Consider the following 13,994-nt stretch of genomic DNA (forward strand, 5'->3'; position numbering starts at 1 on the left):
GAGGAGCCATGTAATGACCACGAACCTCAACCCCTACATCAGCTTTCGGGACAACGCCAAGGAGGCCATGGCCTTCTACCAGTCGGTCTTTGGAGGCGAGTTGACCCAAAGCACCTTCGCGGAGTTCCACGCGAGCGAAGACCCCGCCGAGAGCGACAAGATCATGCACTCGGCGCTCAAAACAGACAAGGGATTGCTGCTCATGGCCGCAGACACCCCCAATAGCGTGGACTACAGCCCGGGAAACAACATCTCGGTGTCGCTCAGCGGCGACGACGAAGCAGAACTTCGCGGCTATTGGGACGGGCTGGTCGACGGCGGGACGGTCACCGTGCCGATGGAGAAGGCGCCGTGGGGAGACATCTTCGGGATGCTGACCGATAAGTTCGGCATTGCCTGGCTGGTCAACGTGTCGGGGGAGCAGCCTCAGTAAGCCAAGAACAGAAGCGCCCTCCGCCGCGCAATGCGGCACGGAGGGCGCTTTCTGTCTTATCGGGCTATCCGACCGGGTTGGTCGTCTGGCACGTCTGGTCTTGGGCGGTCTGGGCAACCACGTCATTGGGCTTAGGGGCCGGAAGCGTCGGCTTGTTGCCTGCGGCGAAATCTTGCCCGGCGTAGAGCTGGACTCCCTGGACGCTGGCGACCTGCTGCACGCTCGTCGCCGGCAACCCGAACATTGCGGCGACGTCCGCGGCAACGTCGGCAAAGCCTGCACCGTAGTAGACCATGGTCTGCGGCCGGGAGTCGGCTTGGATCCTGGCCAGCTTCGTGAAGCCTCCGGCGGAGAGAAGCGCTCCGATCTCCTGGCTTCTGCCGGTCACGCCCGTTCCATTTGCAACGGTGATCGGTTGAAGCGCCTTGTCGTATCCGGCCTTCGACGTTTCCGTGGATGGAGCAGGGGACGCCGCGGCGCTTGGTGCGGGCTGGCTGAGGTCGGGGCTCTTGGTCAGGGCAGCAAAGAAGTTGCCCGCAGCCGGTTGGTCGAGGTCGAGCCGGTTGGGATCGGACGCGGCAGGGACATTGGGCACGGTGATGAAGTTGACCTTGGCCGGGTCAATGTTTTTCAGCCTGCCCGCAATGGTCAAGAGGGCCGGGACCGAGGCGAGACCGTTGTCGACCGTGAGGTTCTTGGTGACCGTATCGGCGATGCCCAGCATCTTTTGGGGGTTTCCGAGCGTGCCGTCAGCTTTGAGCTTCCGCACGAGGGAACCAAGGAACGATTGCTGGGCCTTGATCCGTCCGAGGTCTCCGCCGTCGGAAAATGCATGGCGGGTGCGCAGGAAGGCAAGTGCCTGGTCACCTTCCACCTGTGAGGTGCCCTTGGGCAAATGCAATCCGGAGTCAGGGTCGTTGACGGCGGTGCTCACACAGACGTCGACGCCGCCGACGGCTTTGGATAGTTCGGTCACGGCGTTGAAGTCGGCCATCATGAAGTGGTCAACTTCCAAACCCGTGAGCTTGTTGACGGTGTCAACAGCGCAGCCGATGCCTGCCTCGGCCATCGCGCTGTTGATCATCGCATTTTGCCGTTCAGGGTATTGCTTGCCGGTTTTGTTGTCAGTACAGGCCGGCACGTCGACCAACAAGTCGCGCGGGAAGCTGATCACGTTGACATGGTTGTTGTCCGCGGAAATATCCAGCAGCATCATGACGTCCGATTGGCCGTAGCCGGAGGATTGGTCCGTGGTGCCGAACTGCCCGTTCTTACCGCTCCTGGTATCGGTACCCAGAACGAGGATTTGGAGACGGTCCTTGCTGTCGTCCACCGGTCCTTCCGTCCTGACGCCACCGGCACCGAGTGCGGACGATGAGATGTTGGACTGAAGGCGCCATACCCAATACCCTCCAAACGCGATGACTGCGATCAGCAAGACGGCCACTGCGGCGCTGGTGATTTTGAACCAGCGGGGCGAACGGCGAAAGCTGAACCGCCGGCTGCGGGCAGCCAGTTTTCCCTGGCCCGGGTAGGCAACAGGGGGTGACTGACCCGGCTCCGGGCTGGGTGCATCGTGGCGAGTGACCAAAAGGGAACTACCTCTCCAGGGGAAATACGGACGGCCCTATTGTAGCCGGGGGCTCTGGGAAGCTTCCGTGAGGCCCGCGGCAGCAGGGCAGATCCCGCGCAATGATTCAATGGAACATGACTCTGAGTTCACTTGCGGCGTTCGTCGGATTGTGCGTGATTTTGGCCCTCACACCGGGGCCCGACTCGTTCCTCGTCCTGAGGTACAGCCTGTCGAACGTCAAGGCCGGCCTCTCGGCGGGCCTTGGGTCCTCGCTCGGCAGCATCTTCTGGGCAGGGCTTGTCGGCATAGGATTGGCGGCCCTTCTGGAGCAGTCGGCCGAGGCATACAGGGTAGTGAAAATCATCGGTGGCCTGTATCTGGTTTACCTAGGGATCAGCGCCTTTATCCACAGCCGGCGAGGACAGCCAGCCCACCAGGAACAGGACTCTGTCGAGGCGGGCCCCAAACTGCGTTCGACTTTCCTGGCGGGACTTGTTTCGTGCATGCTGAACCCCAAAGTGGGCCTGTTTTTCCTCGCTGTGGTGCCCCAGTTCCTTCCTCCGGGGGAAGCGTCTCTTGGACTGACGATGTTGCTAGGAGTCATCGATTTCGTCATTTCGATGCTCTACCTCGGCGTCCTGTCCCTGGTGGCGACCAAAGCGGTTCTCTGGCTGAAGAGGCCATCTGTGACGAAAGCACTCGAACGGACGTCTGCCGCGATCCTCACGGCACTTGGCCTGGGGACTGCGGTTTCGGCAAACAGCTGAGCGGGGATGACGCGCGCCTTTGCGTCATCCCTTCTGATCATCGCGGCGTTTCTCGAGGGGCGCACCCGTTGCCGTCCAGTGCTTCCGCCGTCGGGCTCAATGCTCCGCGGCGACGGCCGGAACGCTGCGGTCACACGCCGTCAGGAGAACCATCGAGGCGCCGATTGCGACCAGGATCCACGCCAAAGTGTGGAAACCGGCGTCGGTGGCGGACGGCCCGAAGGCGATGCCGATGAGGCTGGAGGAGCCGATCGCGCCCAAGTACATTGACGTCCGCAGCAACCCGGAGGCCACCGCGATCTCCGCGGCAGTCGTTTGCAGGTACAGCGCCGCCTGATTCGCGAAACTGCTGAAACCGTTGGTCAGGCCCAGCAGCAAGGTCATTCCAATGAGCAGCCCGACGCCGGAGCTGTGGTTCACGAGCAGCATCACGCCTGCGGACAGCGTCAATGCGACGCCTGCAAGGATCAACGGCCAGCGGACCCACGCCCGGCTGGAGACGACCCGTGCCACGACAATGCTCAGCAGGCTTAACGGAATCAGAATCAGCCCCACCGCCGCGGGGTTGAGCCCCATACTTTGTTCCATCCACTGGCTGGTCCCGTACATCGAGGCATACGTGGCCAGGGCGGCCAGGATCGTACGCAGGTAGGTACGCTGCAGCGGTCCGTTCCTGCCCAGCATCCGGACGTCGATCAGTGGACTGCCCGCACGCCGCTCCCGCAACAGCAGCACCCCCGCGAGCACCACGGCCAGCACCGCAAGCCACCAGGCCGGCGTCGTGAGCGCCGAGAGGAACACCAGCAGCGAGACAATCGCACCGGCGAAGAGGGCGATCCCCGGCAGGTCCAGCATGGTGAGCAGGCTAACCAGGCCCTGTTTGCGCACCGGCGCGTCTTTCGCTACTCCAAGCAAGGTGAAGGTGAAGGCCAGCAGGGCCAACGGAATGTTGAGTGCGAAAAGGGCCCGCCAGCCGAGCGCGCCGGCCAGCACTCCGCCGAGCGGCAAGCCGACGACGGCGGTCACCTGGGCCGCGATCGAAAAGTTGCCCAAGACGCGGCCCGGTACGCCAATGCCGGACTGGTCGGCCCGCCGGCGGACCAGCGCCATCGCCGTCGGGTAGCACGCTGAGGTTCCGATGCCGATGAGTGCCCGCGAAATGAGCAGCACGCCCAGGTTGGGCGCCAGCACTCCGACGACTCCGGCCAGCAGAAGGATAGCGACGCCGGAAAGGAACACCCGCCTGGGCCCGAAGAGAACGGAGAGTTTCCCCATGGTCGGTTGGGCCACTGCGCTGCATAGATACAGGACGGAAATGAGCCCGGCGGTGGCGCCCGGACTCGACCGGAAGTCAGCCCCGATGCCCACCAGCGCGGTGGCCATCATCGAACTGTTGATCGGGTTCAGGGTGGAGCCAAGCAGCAGCGGTGCCGTGAACCTCCAGCCGAGCGGGTTTGACGGCGGGTTCCCGTGGCCTGCAGCCGGAGCGCCGGCCGCGTTCCGTGGGGGAGTCAGCCCTCGGCTGCCCGTGTCAGCTGAGGGGCTCGATGGTTGGGCGGCGTCCCGCGCGGTCACGACCGGGTGGCTTTGAGCACGCCCAGGATTTCCTGCGTCGTGCCGGTCTCGCCCAGCCGGGGAAAAATCGTGCTGACGGAGTTTTCGTGGGCGTTCATGGTCAAATCAGTCATCGCGTCGAGTGCGAGGGTGACGTTAAAGCCGGATTCGTGGGCGCTCCGCGCAGTGGATTCCACGCCAATGCTCGTGGCGACACCCGTCAGGACAACTTGCGTTACTCCGAGGTCTTCCAAGAGCGTGCCAAGACCGGTGTTGGTGAAGGCGCCCCAGGTCTTCTTCGTGACAAGGTGATCGCTCGGTTGCTGGTTCAGTTCGGGCAGGAGTTCGGCGAAATCGGCGGGGAACTCCCTTCCTGCAGTGCTGCCTTGATCTGTCCGGCCCGGAGCGCCGCCGGTGACGTTTACCAGTACCACGGGCAGTCCGTGGCTGCGAAAGGCGTCAGCCAGTGCAGCGGAGTTCCGCACGATTGGCTCAAGGGGATGAGCCTTCGGGGACGCAACGATTCCCCGCTGAAGGTCAACGATGATGAGGGCGGTCTGTGGGTCCAACGTGGTGATGGGCATGGGTATCACGGCTCCAGAAGGCGTTTGAGTAGGTGGATAGCGCCGGGCAAGAGTTCCTGCTCGTCCGGCGTGAGTTTGGACTGGATGGTGCGGTAGAGCCAATCAGCTTTGGCCGCCCGGCTGGCGCTGATGCTCCTCCGGGCTTCGGTTGTGAGGGACAAGATCCGCTGGCGGCCGTCTGCCGGATCAGGGCCGCTCTCAACGAGTCCTGCGCTGGAAAGGGCGGAAATGATGGCGCCCATGGACTGGGGACGCATTCCCTCTGCGCGGGCCAGCGCGGACAGGGTGGCCTGACCGTCACGATCCAAATGGATCAACACGGCCTTTTGCGCATTCGTCAGGTTGTCCACTTGGGTCGGGTTGTCCACTTGGGACTGCTCACGCAGCCGCCTGGTCAACTGGCCAATGAGGACACGAAGCTCCGCGGCAGCTTCGAGCATGCCCGTCGCGTCTGTATCCGGGTGGGGGTTCATAACAACGACGCTAGCAGATAGTAAGGCAAACTGAAAAGGTTGCCTTACTATCCTGGTTTTGTGGGGCCTGGACTGGTTATCTGGGCTCGGCGATCTCCACAGCTTCGCCACTCACGACAATTCCGCCTTGCGGGGGAATATCGACCATGAGGACACTCGGGCGGCCGACGTGGCTGCCTTGGTGCACAATCACTCGGGTTGGGGTCTGCACGAGCGAAAGCAACCGGAGGTATGCGCCGAAAGCCGCGGCGGCTGAACCTGTCGCCGGATCTTCAGTGATGGTTCCCACGGGGAAAAGGTTGCGCGAGTCGAACTCGCCGCCAGCAATCTCGCAGAGCGTCGTGACGGTGCCGGCCCAGCCCTGGGCATCCATCAGCGCGCGCATGGCATCCGGGTTGAACACGTAGGAGTCGAAGGTGCTCCGTTCGGCGAAGACCAGGATGGGGTGCCAGTTTCCGGCGAAAGCGACCTTCGGAGGGTAGCCCGGGTGCAGTTCGCTTTGGCCCAAGCCGAGCAATCCGAGCAGGGAATCCAGGACGCCGTCGGAGAACTCGGCAATTTGGGGTTCCACGCTCGTGAAGCTTGCCGTGACCTCAGTGCCGCGGCCCGCCGTCTCAATCACCACGGGCCCTACCTCGGTGTCGAATACAAAGGTTCCCGCACCGTCGCGTCCTGAGAGCGCGACAGCCAAAGCGATAGTCGCGTGGCCGCAAAACGGTACCTCGGCGATGGGGGAGAAGTACCGCACACGGTTTCGGCGGGCGTCCCCGTCAACGGCCATCTCGGTGACAAAGACCGTTTCCGCGTACCCGATGTCAGCCGCGATTGCCTGCATCCGTGAGTCGTCCAGGCCGCTTGCATCCAGGACCACTCCTGCCGGATTTCCTCCTTCGGGGGTATCGGTAAAGGCGGCATAGCGCAGCACATCCGGGGTCGGTTCCATCCGGATATCGTCGCACGGAAGCCGCCGCCATGACCGAATTCAGCGTTCGACGGCGCTACCGGGCAAAGGGCGTAAAGGCTTGGGAGAATGAGGGCACGTAGCGTGGATCCAGAAGGGGTCCGCGGCCGTTGTTCGACGGGGTGAAACGACATGAGGTTGACGACAACGACCAACGTCTCGGTGGACGGCGTGATGCAGGGATTGGGCGGAGCCGACGAAGATCGCAGAGGCGGCTTTGAGTGCGGGGGATGGGCCATACCTCTTCTCGACGCCGAAACAGGTGACTATCTCAGCGAGGTCTACGGCGGTGCGACCGCGTTTCTCTTCGGGCGGCGGACGTACGAGATCTTCGCCCCTTATTGGGGAGCGATGATCGAGCCCAGCGCGAACCCGATCGCGGCCGCGTTGAACAGTCGGCCCAAGTACGTGGCATCAACGAGCCTCACCGACCCGCAATGGTCGGGCACCACGGTGCTGGCGGGCGACCTCGCCGCGGCGATCGCTGAACTGAAGGCAGATCACGACGGCGACCGGCTGGTCCCGGGCAGCGGCGTCCTGGTCCGATGGCTGCTCGCCAACGACCTCGTCGACCAACTCGATTTGCTCACCTATCCCGTGATCGTCGGCCAGGGCACGCGGTTGTTCCCCGAATCCGGTCCGGACCGGGCGCTGGAGCTGCTCAGCTCACGTACGACGCCCCGGGGCATCACCATCCAGAGTTATCGACCCGCCGGGTGTCCGGAGTACGCAACATCCACGCTGGATCCGGAGGATGTGTTCTGAGGCAGCCGGTGTGTGGCAAGCGTTGCGGCGTGAATATGGACTCGAAACGATCGCGGTTTGGATCCTGGTGGGGGAGGAGCCCCATGCTGGACCAGCGGAGCCCCGCCGGGAATTCCGCCTGGTGGGCAGCGTAACGCCACAACGAGCGCCTGCTATTTGCTTTTAAAGCTGAGCGTGTCCGCTCCAGCCGTCCAGGTCAGAGTGTCCTTCACGAACGACATTTCTATGGGGCGACTGAGGAATTGCGTGACCCATTGCTCCTGAGCAGAAGACTCGCCGGCGCAGCCCATTGCTCCAGCCGCGAGTTTGCCGAGTGTGAGAGTGTTCGCTGTGATGGTCGCCGGTCCACTGATCGGATTGCACGGGGTTTTCGCCGCGAACTGAAGCACCCCGTTGACGGAATACAGTTCCACTCTCAGCCCGCCTGCCGCCACCCAAGGCAGGGTGACGCCGTCGGATGTCCCCGAAATGCTGACGTATTGCGAACATGGGGCGGACGGCAGGAACGACGTGCACGGAACCACTGGAGGCGTGGAAACGGTCGGGGAAGGCGCTGGGACGTCCGGCCTTGTTTCGCCTACCGGGCCCGATGCACAAGAAGTCATTAGCAGGACGAAAAATAGCAGGCGAAAAGTGTTTTGCCACAATCGTGAATGCTTCATCGAATCCCCCTGAAGATGGAAGCTGATCGGAGCGTATACGTGGTCGGCGGCTTTGTCACTGGGCTTCGTTCGCCGGTTTGGTTGCCACTGCGCCCCGGGGAGAAGCGGGGGTCTGGCAGGACCGATTTCGGCACCTGTGCGGCCGTCGGAAGAAGCGGATGTATTCGTAGAAACGGGCGAACGGTCTTTCGCTACTTTACATAATGTAGATTATCGGCGTTAAAACCACGAGAGTGGGAGTAGCTGTGAGAACCCGTTCCTTTGTCGATTGCCAACCGGTCCAGCCGCTCGGTGAGCTCAGCGAAACGGACAAATGGGCTCCTACTAGAACTAGTAGCCCATCGCCTCAATTTGTGGCGCAGAAGCTTTGAAAACCCGGAAACCGGTCGAGGAGCAGCTCCCCGGAAAACAGCCGATGCCCCTCAAAACGTCCACATTTCCACGCCCTGCCATTGTCAACGGCATCTTCGTCGCCAACAATGAAGCATGCCGGTCTACGTGAGGTCTCTGGAAACTGCCGTACCGCCCACAGTGCTTGTGCAACCACAGGCGCGCGACGTTTTTGCATCTCAACCCGGCCTGACACGGCTTGGATCCCGGCTGGTGCGAACCTGTTTTGATTCAGCAGCAATCGATACCCGATTCACCGCCGTCGCCGAATTGTCCCTTGATAACCACTCCGAGAATCCCTCGTTCTTCGACCCCGCCACAGGCCGTGTACTTAGCCCCAGCACCAAAGTCCGCAACGAAATCTTTGCCGTCGAAGCCACCAAATTGTTCATCGAGGCCGCCAAGGCCGCCGTCGGGAAATGTCCCGATATCGATTTACTTGACATAACCCATGTCATCACTGTTTCCTGCACGGGATTTTTCAATCCCGGCCCCGACTACAAAGTAGTCCGGGCCCTCGGACTCAGCCCGGCGGTACAGCGCTATCACCTCGGCTTCATGGGTTGCTACGCCGCGTTCCCCGCCCTCCGCGCAGCCCGGCAGTTCTGCCAGGCCGACCCCTCTGCCGTCGTCCTCGTCATCTGCGTGGAGCTTTGCTCGCTCCACGTCCGGACCTCAAACGATCCGGACACCATCATGGGCTCGGCGATCTTTGCGGACGGCGCGGCAGCCGCCGTCGTGACTTCCCGCGAACCCGAAGGGCCGGACCCGGTGATCAGGCTCGATCACTTCGAGACTGTCCTGACGCCAGTCGGCGAAGAAGCCATGGCCTGGAACATCGGAGACGAAGGATTCGAAATGGTTCTCGGCACGTACGTGCCCCACATCATCGAGGAACACATCACAGGAGCGCTCGAACCGTTGCTTGCCCGGGACCCCTCCCTGGCAGGACTCCCCTACCGGGACATTACACATTGGGCCATCCATCCCGGCGGCCGCAGCATCCTCGACAAAGTCGAATCGAAGCTTGAACTCACCGAAGAACAGATGATTCCCGCCCGCGACGTCCTTCGCGACTACGGCAACATGAGCAGCGCCACTGTGCTCTTCGTCTTGAAACAGATCCTGGGACAAACTCCGGCAGAGCGGGAGGAACGCATCTGTTCCATGGCATTCGGCCCCGGCCTCACGGTGGAGACGGGACTGTTCACCAGGGTTTCCCCGACTCTGTGATGCCGGGTCTCTGATGCTCGCCCACCCCCGCGCTGGCGGCTTTCTCGGCGAACGGGATGTGACCGCGGTGGAAGACATGGACCGTCCCGATTGCGAGCTTGACCGGCTCAACCGGAGTTACGCGCGGTTTCCGATCGTCAACGCCGTAGTTTCCGGCTGGCGGGCCACCTACAGCTCACGGATCAAGCCTTTGCTCACGACGGCGGTGCCCACCACGGTCCTTGACATCGGCTGCGGCGGTGGAGACGTCGCCCGTAACCTCGCTCGTCGTGCCGCGGCGGACGGCTATCAGCTGGAAATCACCGGAATCGACCCGGACGAGCGCGCCTTCCAGTTCGCCAACTCCGCTCCGCCGGTGGAGGGCGTGAGCTACCGGAAGGCCCTCAGCTCGGAGCTCGTGTCAGAAGGTCGCACATTCGACGTCGTTATTTCCAACCATGTCCTGCACCACCTGACCACCCCGGAACTCGCCTCGTTCCTTCACGATTCCGAGCAGCTTTGCCGCCGGATTGCCCTCCACAACGACCTCAAACGCAGCCGCATGGCCTACGCACTTTTCTGGGCAGGATCCTGGCCCCTCGGCATCGGTTCCTACATCCACGGCGACGGCCTCACGTCCATCAGGCGCAGCTACACGGCAACGGAACTCCAGGCCGCCACTCCCCCGGCCTGGACGGTTGAACCGAGCGGCTTGTGGCACAACCTGCTGGTCTACCGGCCCGGCGAGGTCCATGATGTTTGACGTCGTGGTGGTTGGAGCCGGACCTGTCGGGCTATATATGGCAGCCCTGCTGCTGCAAAACGGGCACCGCGTCGCGGTTCTCGAAAGGCGCGCGACGTCGGGCCGCCAGACGCGCGCCATAGGAATCCATCCTCCCGCCCTGGCGGCCTTGGACGCAGTAGGTGCCGCACATCCCTTGGTCTCTTCCGGGGTCCGCATCACCCACGGTGCGGCTTACAGCGGTGGCAGGAAAGTTGCCGACATGGACTTCGCCCGCCCCTCCGCCGAGTACCCCTTCATCCTTTCCGTTCCGCAATACCTCACCACCCACGCCCTCGAGTCCAGGGTGATCGACCTCGATCCGGGAGCCCTCCACCGCGGGGTGCAGGTTGAGGAAGTCGTCGACGACGGCGGACACCTGCGTCTGCGGGGACAGCAATCGGGGGCTCCGGTGGAATTTCTAGGCCGCTTCGTCGTGGCCGCCGACGGTGTCCATTCCGCCGTCCGTGAGGGACTGGGTTTGGAGCCGCGTCTCCGCACCTATCCCGACTACTACGTCATGGGCGATTTCCGGGATGAATCGACGTACGGCGACAACGCCGTCCTCTTCCTTGAGCCCGGAGGAATCGTGGAGTCCTTCCCCCTGCCCGACGGCATCCGCCGGTGGGTGGTCCGGCTTGGCGCGCCGTGCCAGGAACCCACTCCCCATGCGCTCGCCGCACTTATCAAGAAGCGGACCGGCAGCGCGGTGGATTCCGCAAGCAATACGATGATCAGCGCGTTCGGCGTCACCTCCCGGATGGTCTCCCGCATGATCCACGGACGGGTCGCCCTGATTGGAGACGCCGCCCATGAGATCAGCCCGATCGGCGGCCAAGGGATGAACCTGGGCTGGTTGGACGCCGTTGCTTTGGCGCCGATCATCAGCGAAGCATTGCGAACATCCGCGGGAGGCCCTGCCACCAAGGAACTCGCTGGATTCGAGCGGGACCGGCACCGTGCAGCGAAGAAAGCCATCTGGCAGGCCAGCCTCAACATGGCGCTGGGCCGCCCCTTGCCCCCGAAGGTCCTCAACGCAAGGAACGCGGTGATCGGCCGAGCCATCACCTTGCCGATGTTCTCGGAGCTTGTTGCCCGTAGATTCACGATGCATTGACACTAAGCTCAATCCATGGACTTTGAGACCCGCCCTCTGGCTGCCGGCCCGGACACCACGTTTACTGCCTCGGAAATCCGCAGCGCAGTCCAGGACTTGCTCGGCCTCGAAGGCCTCCCGCCCATCGTGCAGGTCGGCCATCCCGTGCTGCGCCAGCGCGCCGCGCCCTATGACGGCCAGCTCGACGACACCGAACTGGCGCAACTGGTCGAGCGGATGCGGGATGTCATGCACGCCGCTCCCGGTGTGGGCCTCGCCGCACCGCAGCTCGGCATCCCCTTGCAGCTGGCCGTGCTCGAAGACCATTTCGATGTTGACCCTGTGGCCTCGGAGATCCGCCAAAGGACACCGCTGGGCTTCTTCGCGATACTGAACCCCGGCTACGAACCCGAGGGGACTGCAACGGCGTCGTTCTACGAAGGCTGTTTGTCGATGCGCGGATTCCAGGCCGTGGTCACACGGCACCGCGATGTCCGCCTGCATTATCAGCGTCCCGACGGCAGTGCAGCCTCGGCTGGATTCTCCGGATGGCAGGCACGGATAGTCCAGCACGAGACCGACCACCTGCAAGGCGGACTCTATGTGGACCGCGCCGAGTTGCGGTCCCTGGCGAACGATGCAGAATACTCTGCACATTGGGCGTACCCCGGTGTCGACGAGGCACGCCGCGGGCTTGGTTTCCTCAATCCGTAGCTGAACCGGCCTCGCGGGGCCGGTTTGCTGCTGAAGGCAGGTGCCTTGCCCACCACGCGAGGATCTGCTCGAAACGCTGTCGCCTGTGGTGTGGCGTGCCCGAGCGCGATAGTTCGTGATCTTCACCCGGGAAGAGGAGCAACGCCGTCTCCACGCCTTGCGCCTTGAGGGCGGCAAAGTAGCGCTGGCCCTGTTCAACCGGGCATCGGAGATCGTTTTCGCTGTGGACTACCAGCGTGGGTGTCCGGACTGCGGTCACCACGGCCATGGGGCTTTGGGCCGCCATCTGTTCCAGCGAGCCGCCCGTGTATTGGCCACCGAAGAACCATCCAATATCCGATGATCCGGCAAAGCTGACGGGGTCAAGGAATCCGCGCTCCACGATGGCTGCCTTGAAGCGGTGTTCGTGGCCGATGACCCAGGCCGTCAGGTATCCGCCGTAGGACCCGCCCATGATGCCGATCGATTCCTTGTCCATCGCGGGGAAGGCTTCCACGGCACCATCCAGGAAGGTGAGTACATCCGCCATGTCCACGGTGCCCATCTTTTCCTTGATGGCCCCGCCGTGCGCCTGGCCGTACCCGGCGGAACCACGCGGGTTGCACATCAGCACGGCGTATCCCGCCTCGGCGTAAACCTGGGCTTCGTCGAAGAAGGCTCCCGTGTACTGCGCGAAAGGGCCGCCGTGGATGGTGAGCAGCACGGGGTGCGGGCCTGGCCCCTCCGGCAGGACCGCCCAGCCATGGACCGGGTAGCCGTCAGGGCCGGTGGCTGTGAACTCGTGCGGTTCAAGAATGGTTGCTTCGCCTCGGAGCGCCCTGGCGAAATCGGTGAGCACCCGGAATTCACCGTTCTCCAGAACGCCGAGCTCACCGTTGCTGAACGCGTCACCGAAAGAGACAGACACGATGTCTCGCACCGCGGAAGCGCCGATCACCACCCGGGGCCCCTCGACGAGTACCTCGGCCCCGCCGTCGGCCGTCCAGCGGATCAGTTGCACGTTCCCACGAGTCGTGTTGGGCGCCAGCACCCCATCCGCTCCGACGGTTTCGAGGGGGCCGCCAACGTCCTGGTTTTCGACATCGCTCAGCATCGTCGCCTTGCCACCCCGGACCGGCATGACATATAGCGCTGTGTTCCTCGCGACGAAATCCAGGCCGTCATCGCCGAGGTCCTGTGCCGTAAAGAACAGCCATTCGCCGTCCACGGACTCGCAGACTTCCAGGACAGACTGCGGTGCAGCGTCCGGACGCAGCGCGGTGATGTCCCCTCCCGCGGCGGGGACACGATAGATACCCGAGGCGAGATCGGCGTCGTGGCCTTCGTGAAGCGAGGCGACGTAGTAAACGCTCTCGCCGTTGCGGCTGAACGACGGCGAGGTGTGGTCGACGTCGCCGGAGGTCAACTGCATGGCCCGCGGCACCAGGCTCGCGGCCTCTGGCCCGAGGGCTTTAGCGGCCCTCCCGGCGGGGGCCACCGGCGGTTCCGCTCCGGGCTCGGGAACGTCGACGACGAACAGTTGCGCGGGCTTGTCGGCGGTGTAACCCAGTCCATTGAGCCTGTATTGGTTGTCGGTGATCAATCGGGGGTCTTCGCTGCCCGGCCCGACGCCGTCAACCGTTCCGTAACGGCCTTCCTCGGGAACCCGCGAAGAGAAAACAATCCTGTGAGAATCGGGTGCCCAGGAAAAGTCCGAGACACCCAGTTTCTGCTCAGTGATCGCTTGCGGTTCCCCGCCGTCGGCCTCCACCACGTGCAGTTGCGGCTTGCCGTCCGGCGTCGCCCTGAGGAATGCCAATACCGTACCGTCGGGCGAGAATGCCGGTGCGGTGTCCCGGAACCCACGGGTTATCCGACGGGGCGGGATCGCAGGGTCAAAAGGAACGCTCCAAAGCTGCCCGACGTACGCATCAGCATCGAAATCGGGCCGCGTTACGGACACAACGGCGCGGGTCCCATCGGGATGGGCGGCGGGAGCAGAGACGGAATTCAGCAGCGGGAGTTGTTCGGCTTTCACGCTGGTGAGCCT

14 protein-coding genes are annotated in these 13,994 nt (G+C 63.4%); 7 read left to right on the plus strand and 7 right to left on the minus strand.

Annotation, left to right across the window (positions count from 1 at the left end; all coding sequences use genetic code 11):
- The first annotated feature begins 13 nt into the window (after window positions 1-13).
- On the plus strand, window positions 14-433 hold the full coding sequence (locus VLA65_RS08240; protein WP_332602200.1) for a VOC family protein: 420 nt from the start codon (window positions 14-16) through the stop codon (window positions 431-433).
- A 64-nt stretch (window positions 434-497) separates the two neighbouring features.
- Here VLA65_RS08240 and VLA65_RS08245 read toward each other — a convergent pair whose 3' ends face one another.
- Window positions 498-2,024, minus strand: a complete 1,527-nt coding sequence (locus VLA65_RS08245; protein WP_370872076.1) for an LCP family protein — start codon at window positions 2,022-2,024, stop codon at window positions 498-500.
- Between the two features lie 116 nt (window positions 2,025-2,140).
- On the opposite strand from VLA65_RS08245, the gene VLA65_RS08250 reads away from it, so the two are divergent.
- Complete coding sequence (locus tag VLA65_RS08250) at window positions 2,141-2,773, plus strand: LysE family translocator (RefSeq protein ID WP_332602201.1); 633 nt, start codon at window positions 2,141-2,143, stop codon at window positions 2,771-2,773.
- A gap of 96 nt (window positions 2,774-2,869) precedes the next feature.
- On the opposite strand, the gene VLA65_RS08255 is transcribed toward VLA65_RS08250, so the two are convergent.
- The 4 genes from VLA65_RS08255 to VLA65_RS08270 all read right to left on the minus strand — a co-directional run bounded on the left by VLA65_RS08255 (window position 2,870) and on the right by VLA65_RS08270 (window position 6,327).
- Window positions 2,870-4,348, minus strand: a complete 1,479-nt coding sequence (locus VLA65_RS08255; protein ID WP_332602202.1) for an MFS transporter — start codon at window positions 4,346-4,348, stop codon at window positions 2,870-2,872.
- Entirely contained in the window at window positions 4,345-4,911 is a 567-nt protein-coding gene (locus tag VLA65_RS08260; protein WP_332602203.1) for a cysteine hydrolase family protein, read from the minus strand. Before VLA65_RS08260 ends, VLA65_RS08255 begins: the two co-directional genes overlap by 4 nt.
- 5 nt (window positions 4,912-4,916) lie before the next feature.
- The gene (locus tag VLA65_RS08265) at window positions 4,917-5,384 is read right to left on the minus strand and encodes a MarR family winged helix-turn-helix transcriptional regulator (RefSeq protein WP_306959855.1); all 468 of its coding nucleotides are present in this window, start codon (window positions 5,382-5,384) and stop codon (window positions 4,917-4,919) included.
- Window positions 5,385-5,460: 76 nt separating this feature from the next.
- Window positions 5,461-6,327 (minus strand): PhzF family phenazine biosynthesis protein, encoded by an 867-nt coding sequence (locus VLA65_RS08270; RefSeq protein ID WP_332602204.1) that lies wholly within the window; start codon window positions 6,325-6,327, stop codon window positions 5,461-5,463.
- 150 nt (window positions 6,328-6,477) lie between these two features.
- Between VLA65_RS08270 and VLA65_RS08275 the strand changes: the two genes are divergently transcribed.
- Window positions 6,478-7,110, plus strand: a complete 633-nt coding sequence (locus VLA65_RS08275; RefSeq protein ID WP_332602205.1) for a dihydrofolate reductase family protein — start codon at window positions 6,478-6,480, stop codon at window positions 7,108-7,110.
- Window positions 7,111-7,262: 152 nt separating this feature from the next.
- Here VLA65_RS08275 and VLA65_RS08280 read toward each other — a convergent pair whose 3' ends face one another.
- Entirely contained in the window at window positions 7,263-7,523 is a 261-nt protein-coding gene (locus VLA65_RS08280) for an META domain-containing protein (protein ID WP_059389990.1), read from the minus strand.
- Between the two features lie 735 nt (window positions 7,524-8,258).
- Here VLA65_RS08280 and VLA65_RS08285 point away from each other — a divergent pair.
- From VLA65_RS08285 to VLA65_RS08300, 4 genes are read left to right on the plus strand one after another with little or no spacing between them, the layout of a single operon-like run.
- Entirely contained in the window at window positions 8,259-9,395 is a 1,137-nt protein-coding gene (locus VLA65_RS08285) for a type III polyketide synthase (protein WP_332602206.1), read from the plus strand.
- A gap of 13 nt (window positions 9,396-9,408) precedes the next feature.
- The gene (locus VLA65_RS08290; protein ID WP_332602207.1) at window positions 9,409-10,137 is read left to right on the plus strand and encodes a class I SAM-dependent methyltransferase; all 729 of its coding nucleotides are present in this window, start codon (window positions 9,409-9,411) and stop codon (window positions 10,135-10,137) included.
- A complete protein-coding gene (locus VLA65_RS08295; RefSeq protein WP_332602208.1) occupies window positions 10,127-11,272 on the plus strand; it encodes an FAD-dependent oxidoreductase in 1,146 nt (381 codons plus the stop codon). The genes VLA65_RS08290 and VLA65_RS08295 overlap by 11 nt, the downstream gene beginning before the upstream one ends.
- Window positions 11,273-11,287: 15 nt before the next feature.
- Window positions 11,288-11,965, plus strand: a complete 678-nt coding sequence (locus tag VLA65_RS08300) for a peptide deformylase (RefSeq protein ID WP_332602209.1) — start codon at window positions 11,288-11,290, stop codon at window positions 11,963-11,965.
- Here VLA65_RS08300 and VLA65_RS08305 read toward each other — a convergent pair.
- Window positions 11,955-13,982, minus strand: coding sequence for a S9 family peptidase (locus VLA65_RS08305; RefSeq protein WP_332602210.1), 2,028 nt, complete (start codon window positions 13,980-13,982; stop codon window positions 11,955-11,957). The two genes, VLA65_RS08300 and VLA65_RS08305, sit on opposite strands and share 11 nt — an antisense overlap.
- Window positions 13,983-13,994: the final 12 nt, after the last annotated feature.

Source organism: Arthrobacter sp. S2(2024) (genome assembly GCF_036662515.1).
In the GTDB taxonomy this organism is placed as follows: domain Bacteria; phylum Actinomycetota; class Actinomycetes; order Actinomycetales; family Micrococcaceae; genus Arthrobacter.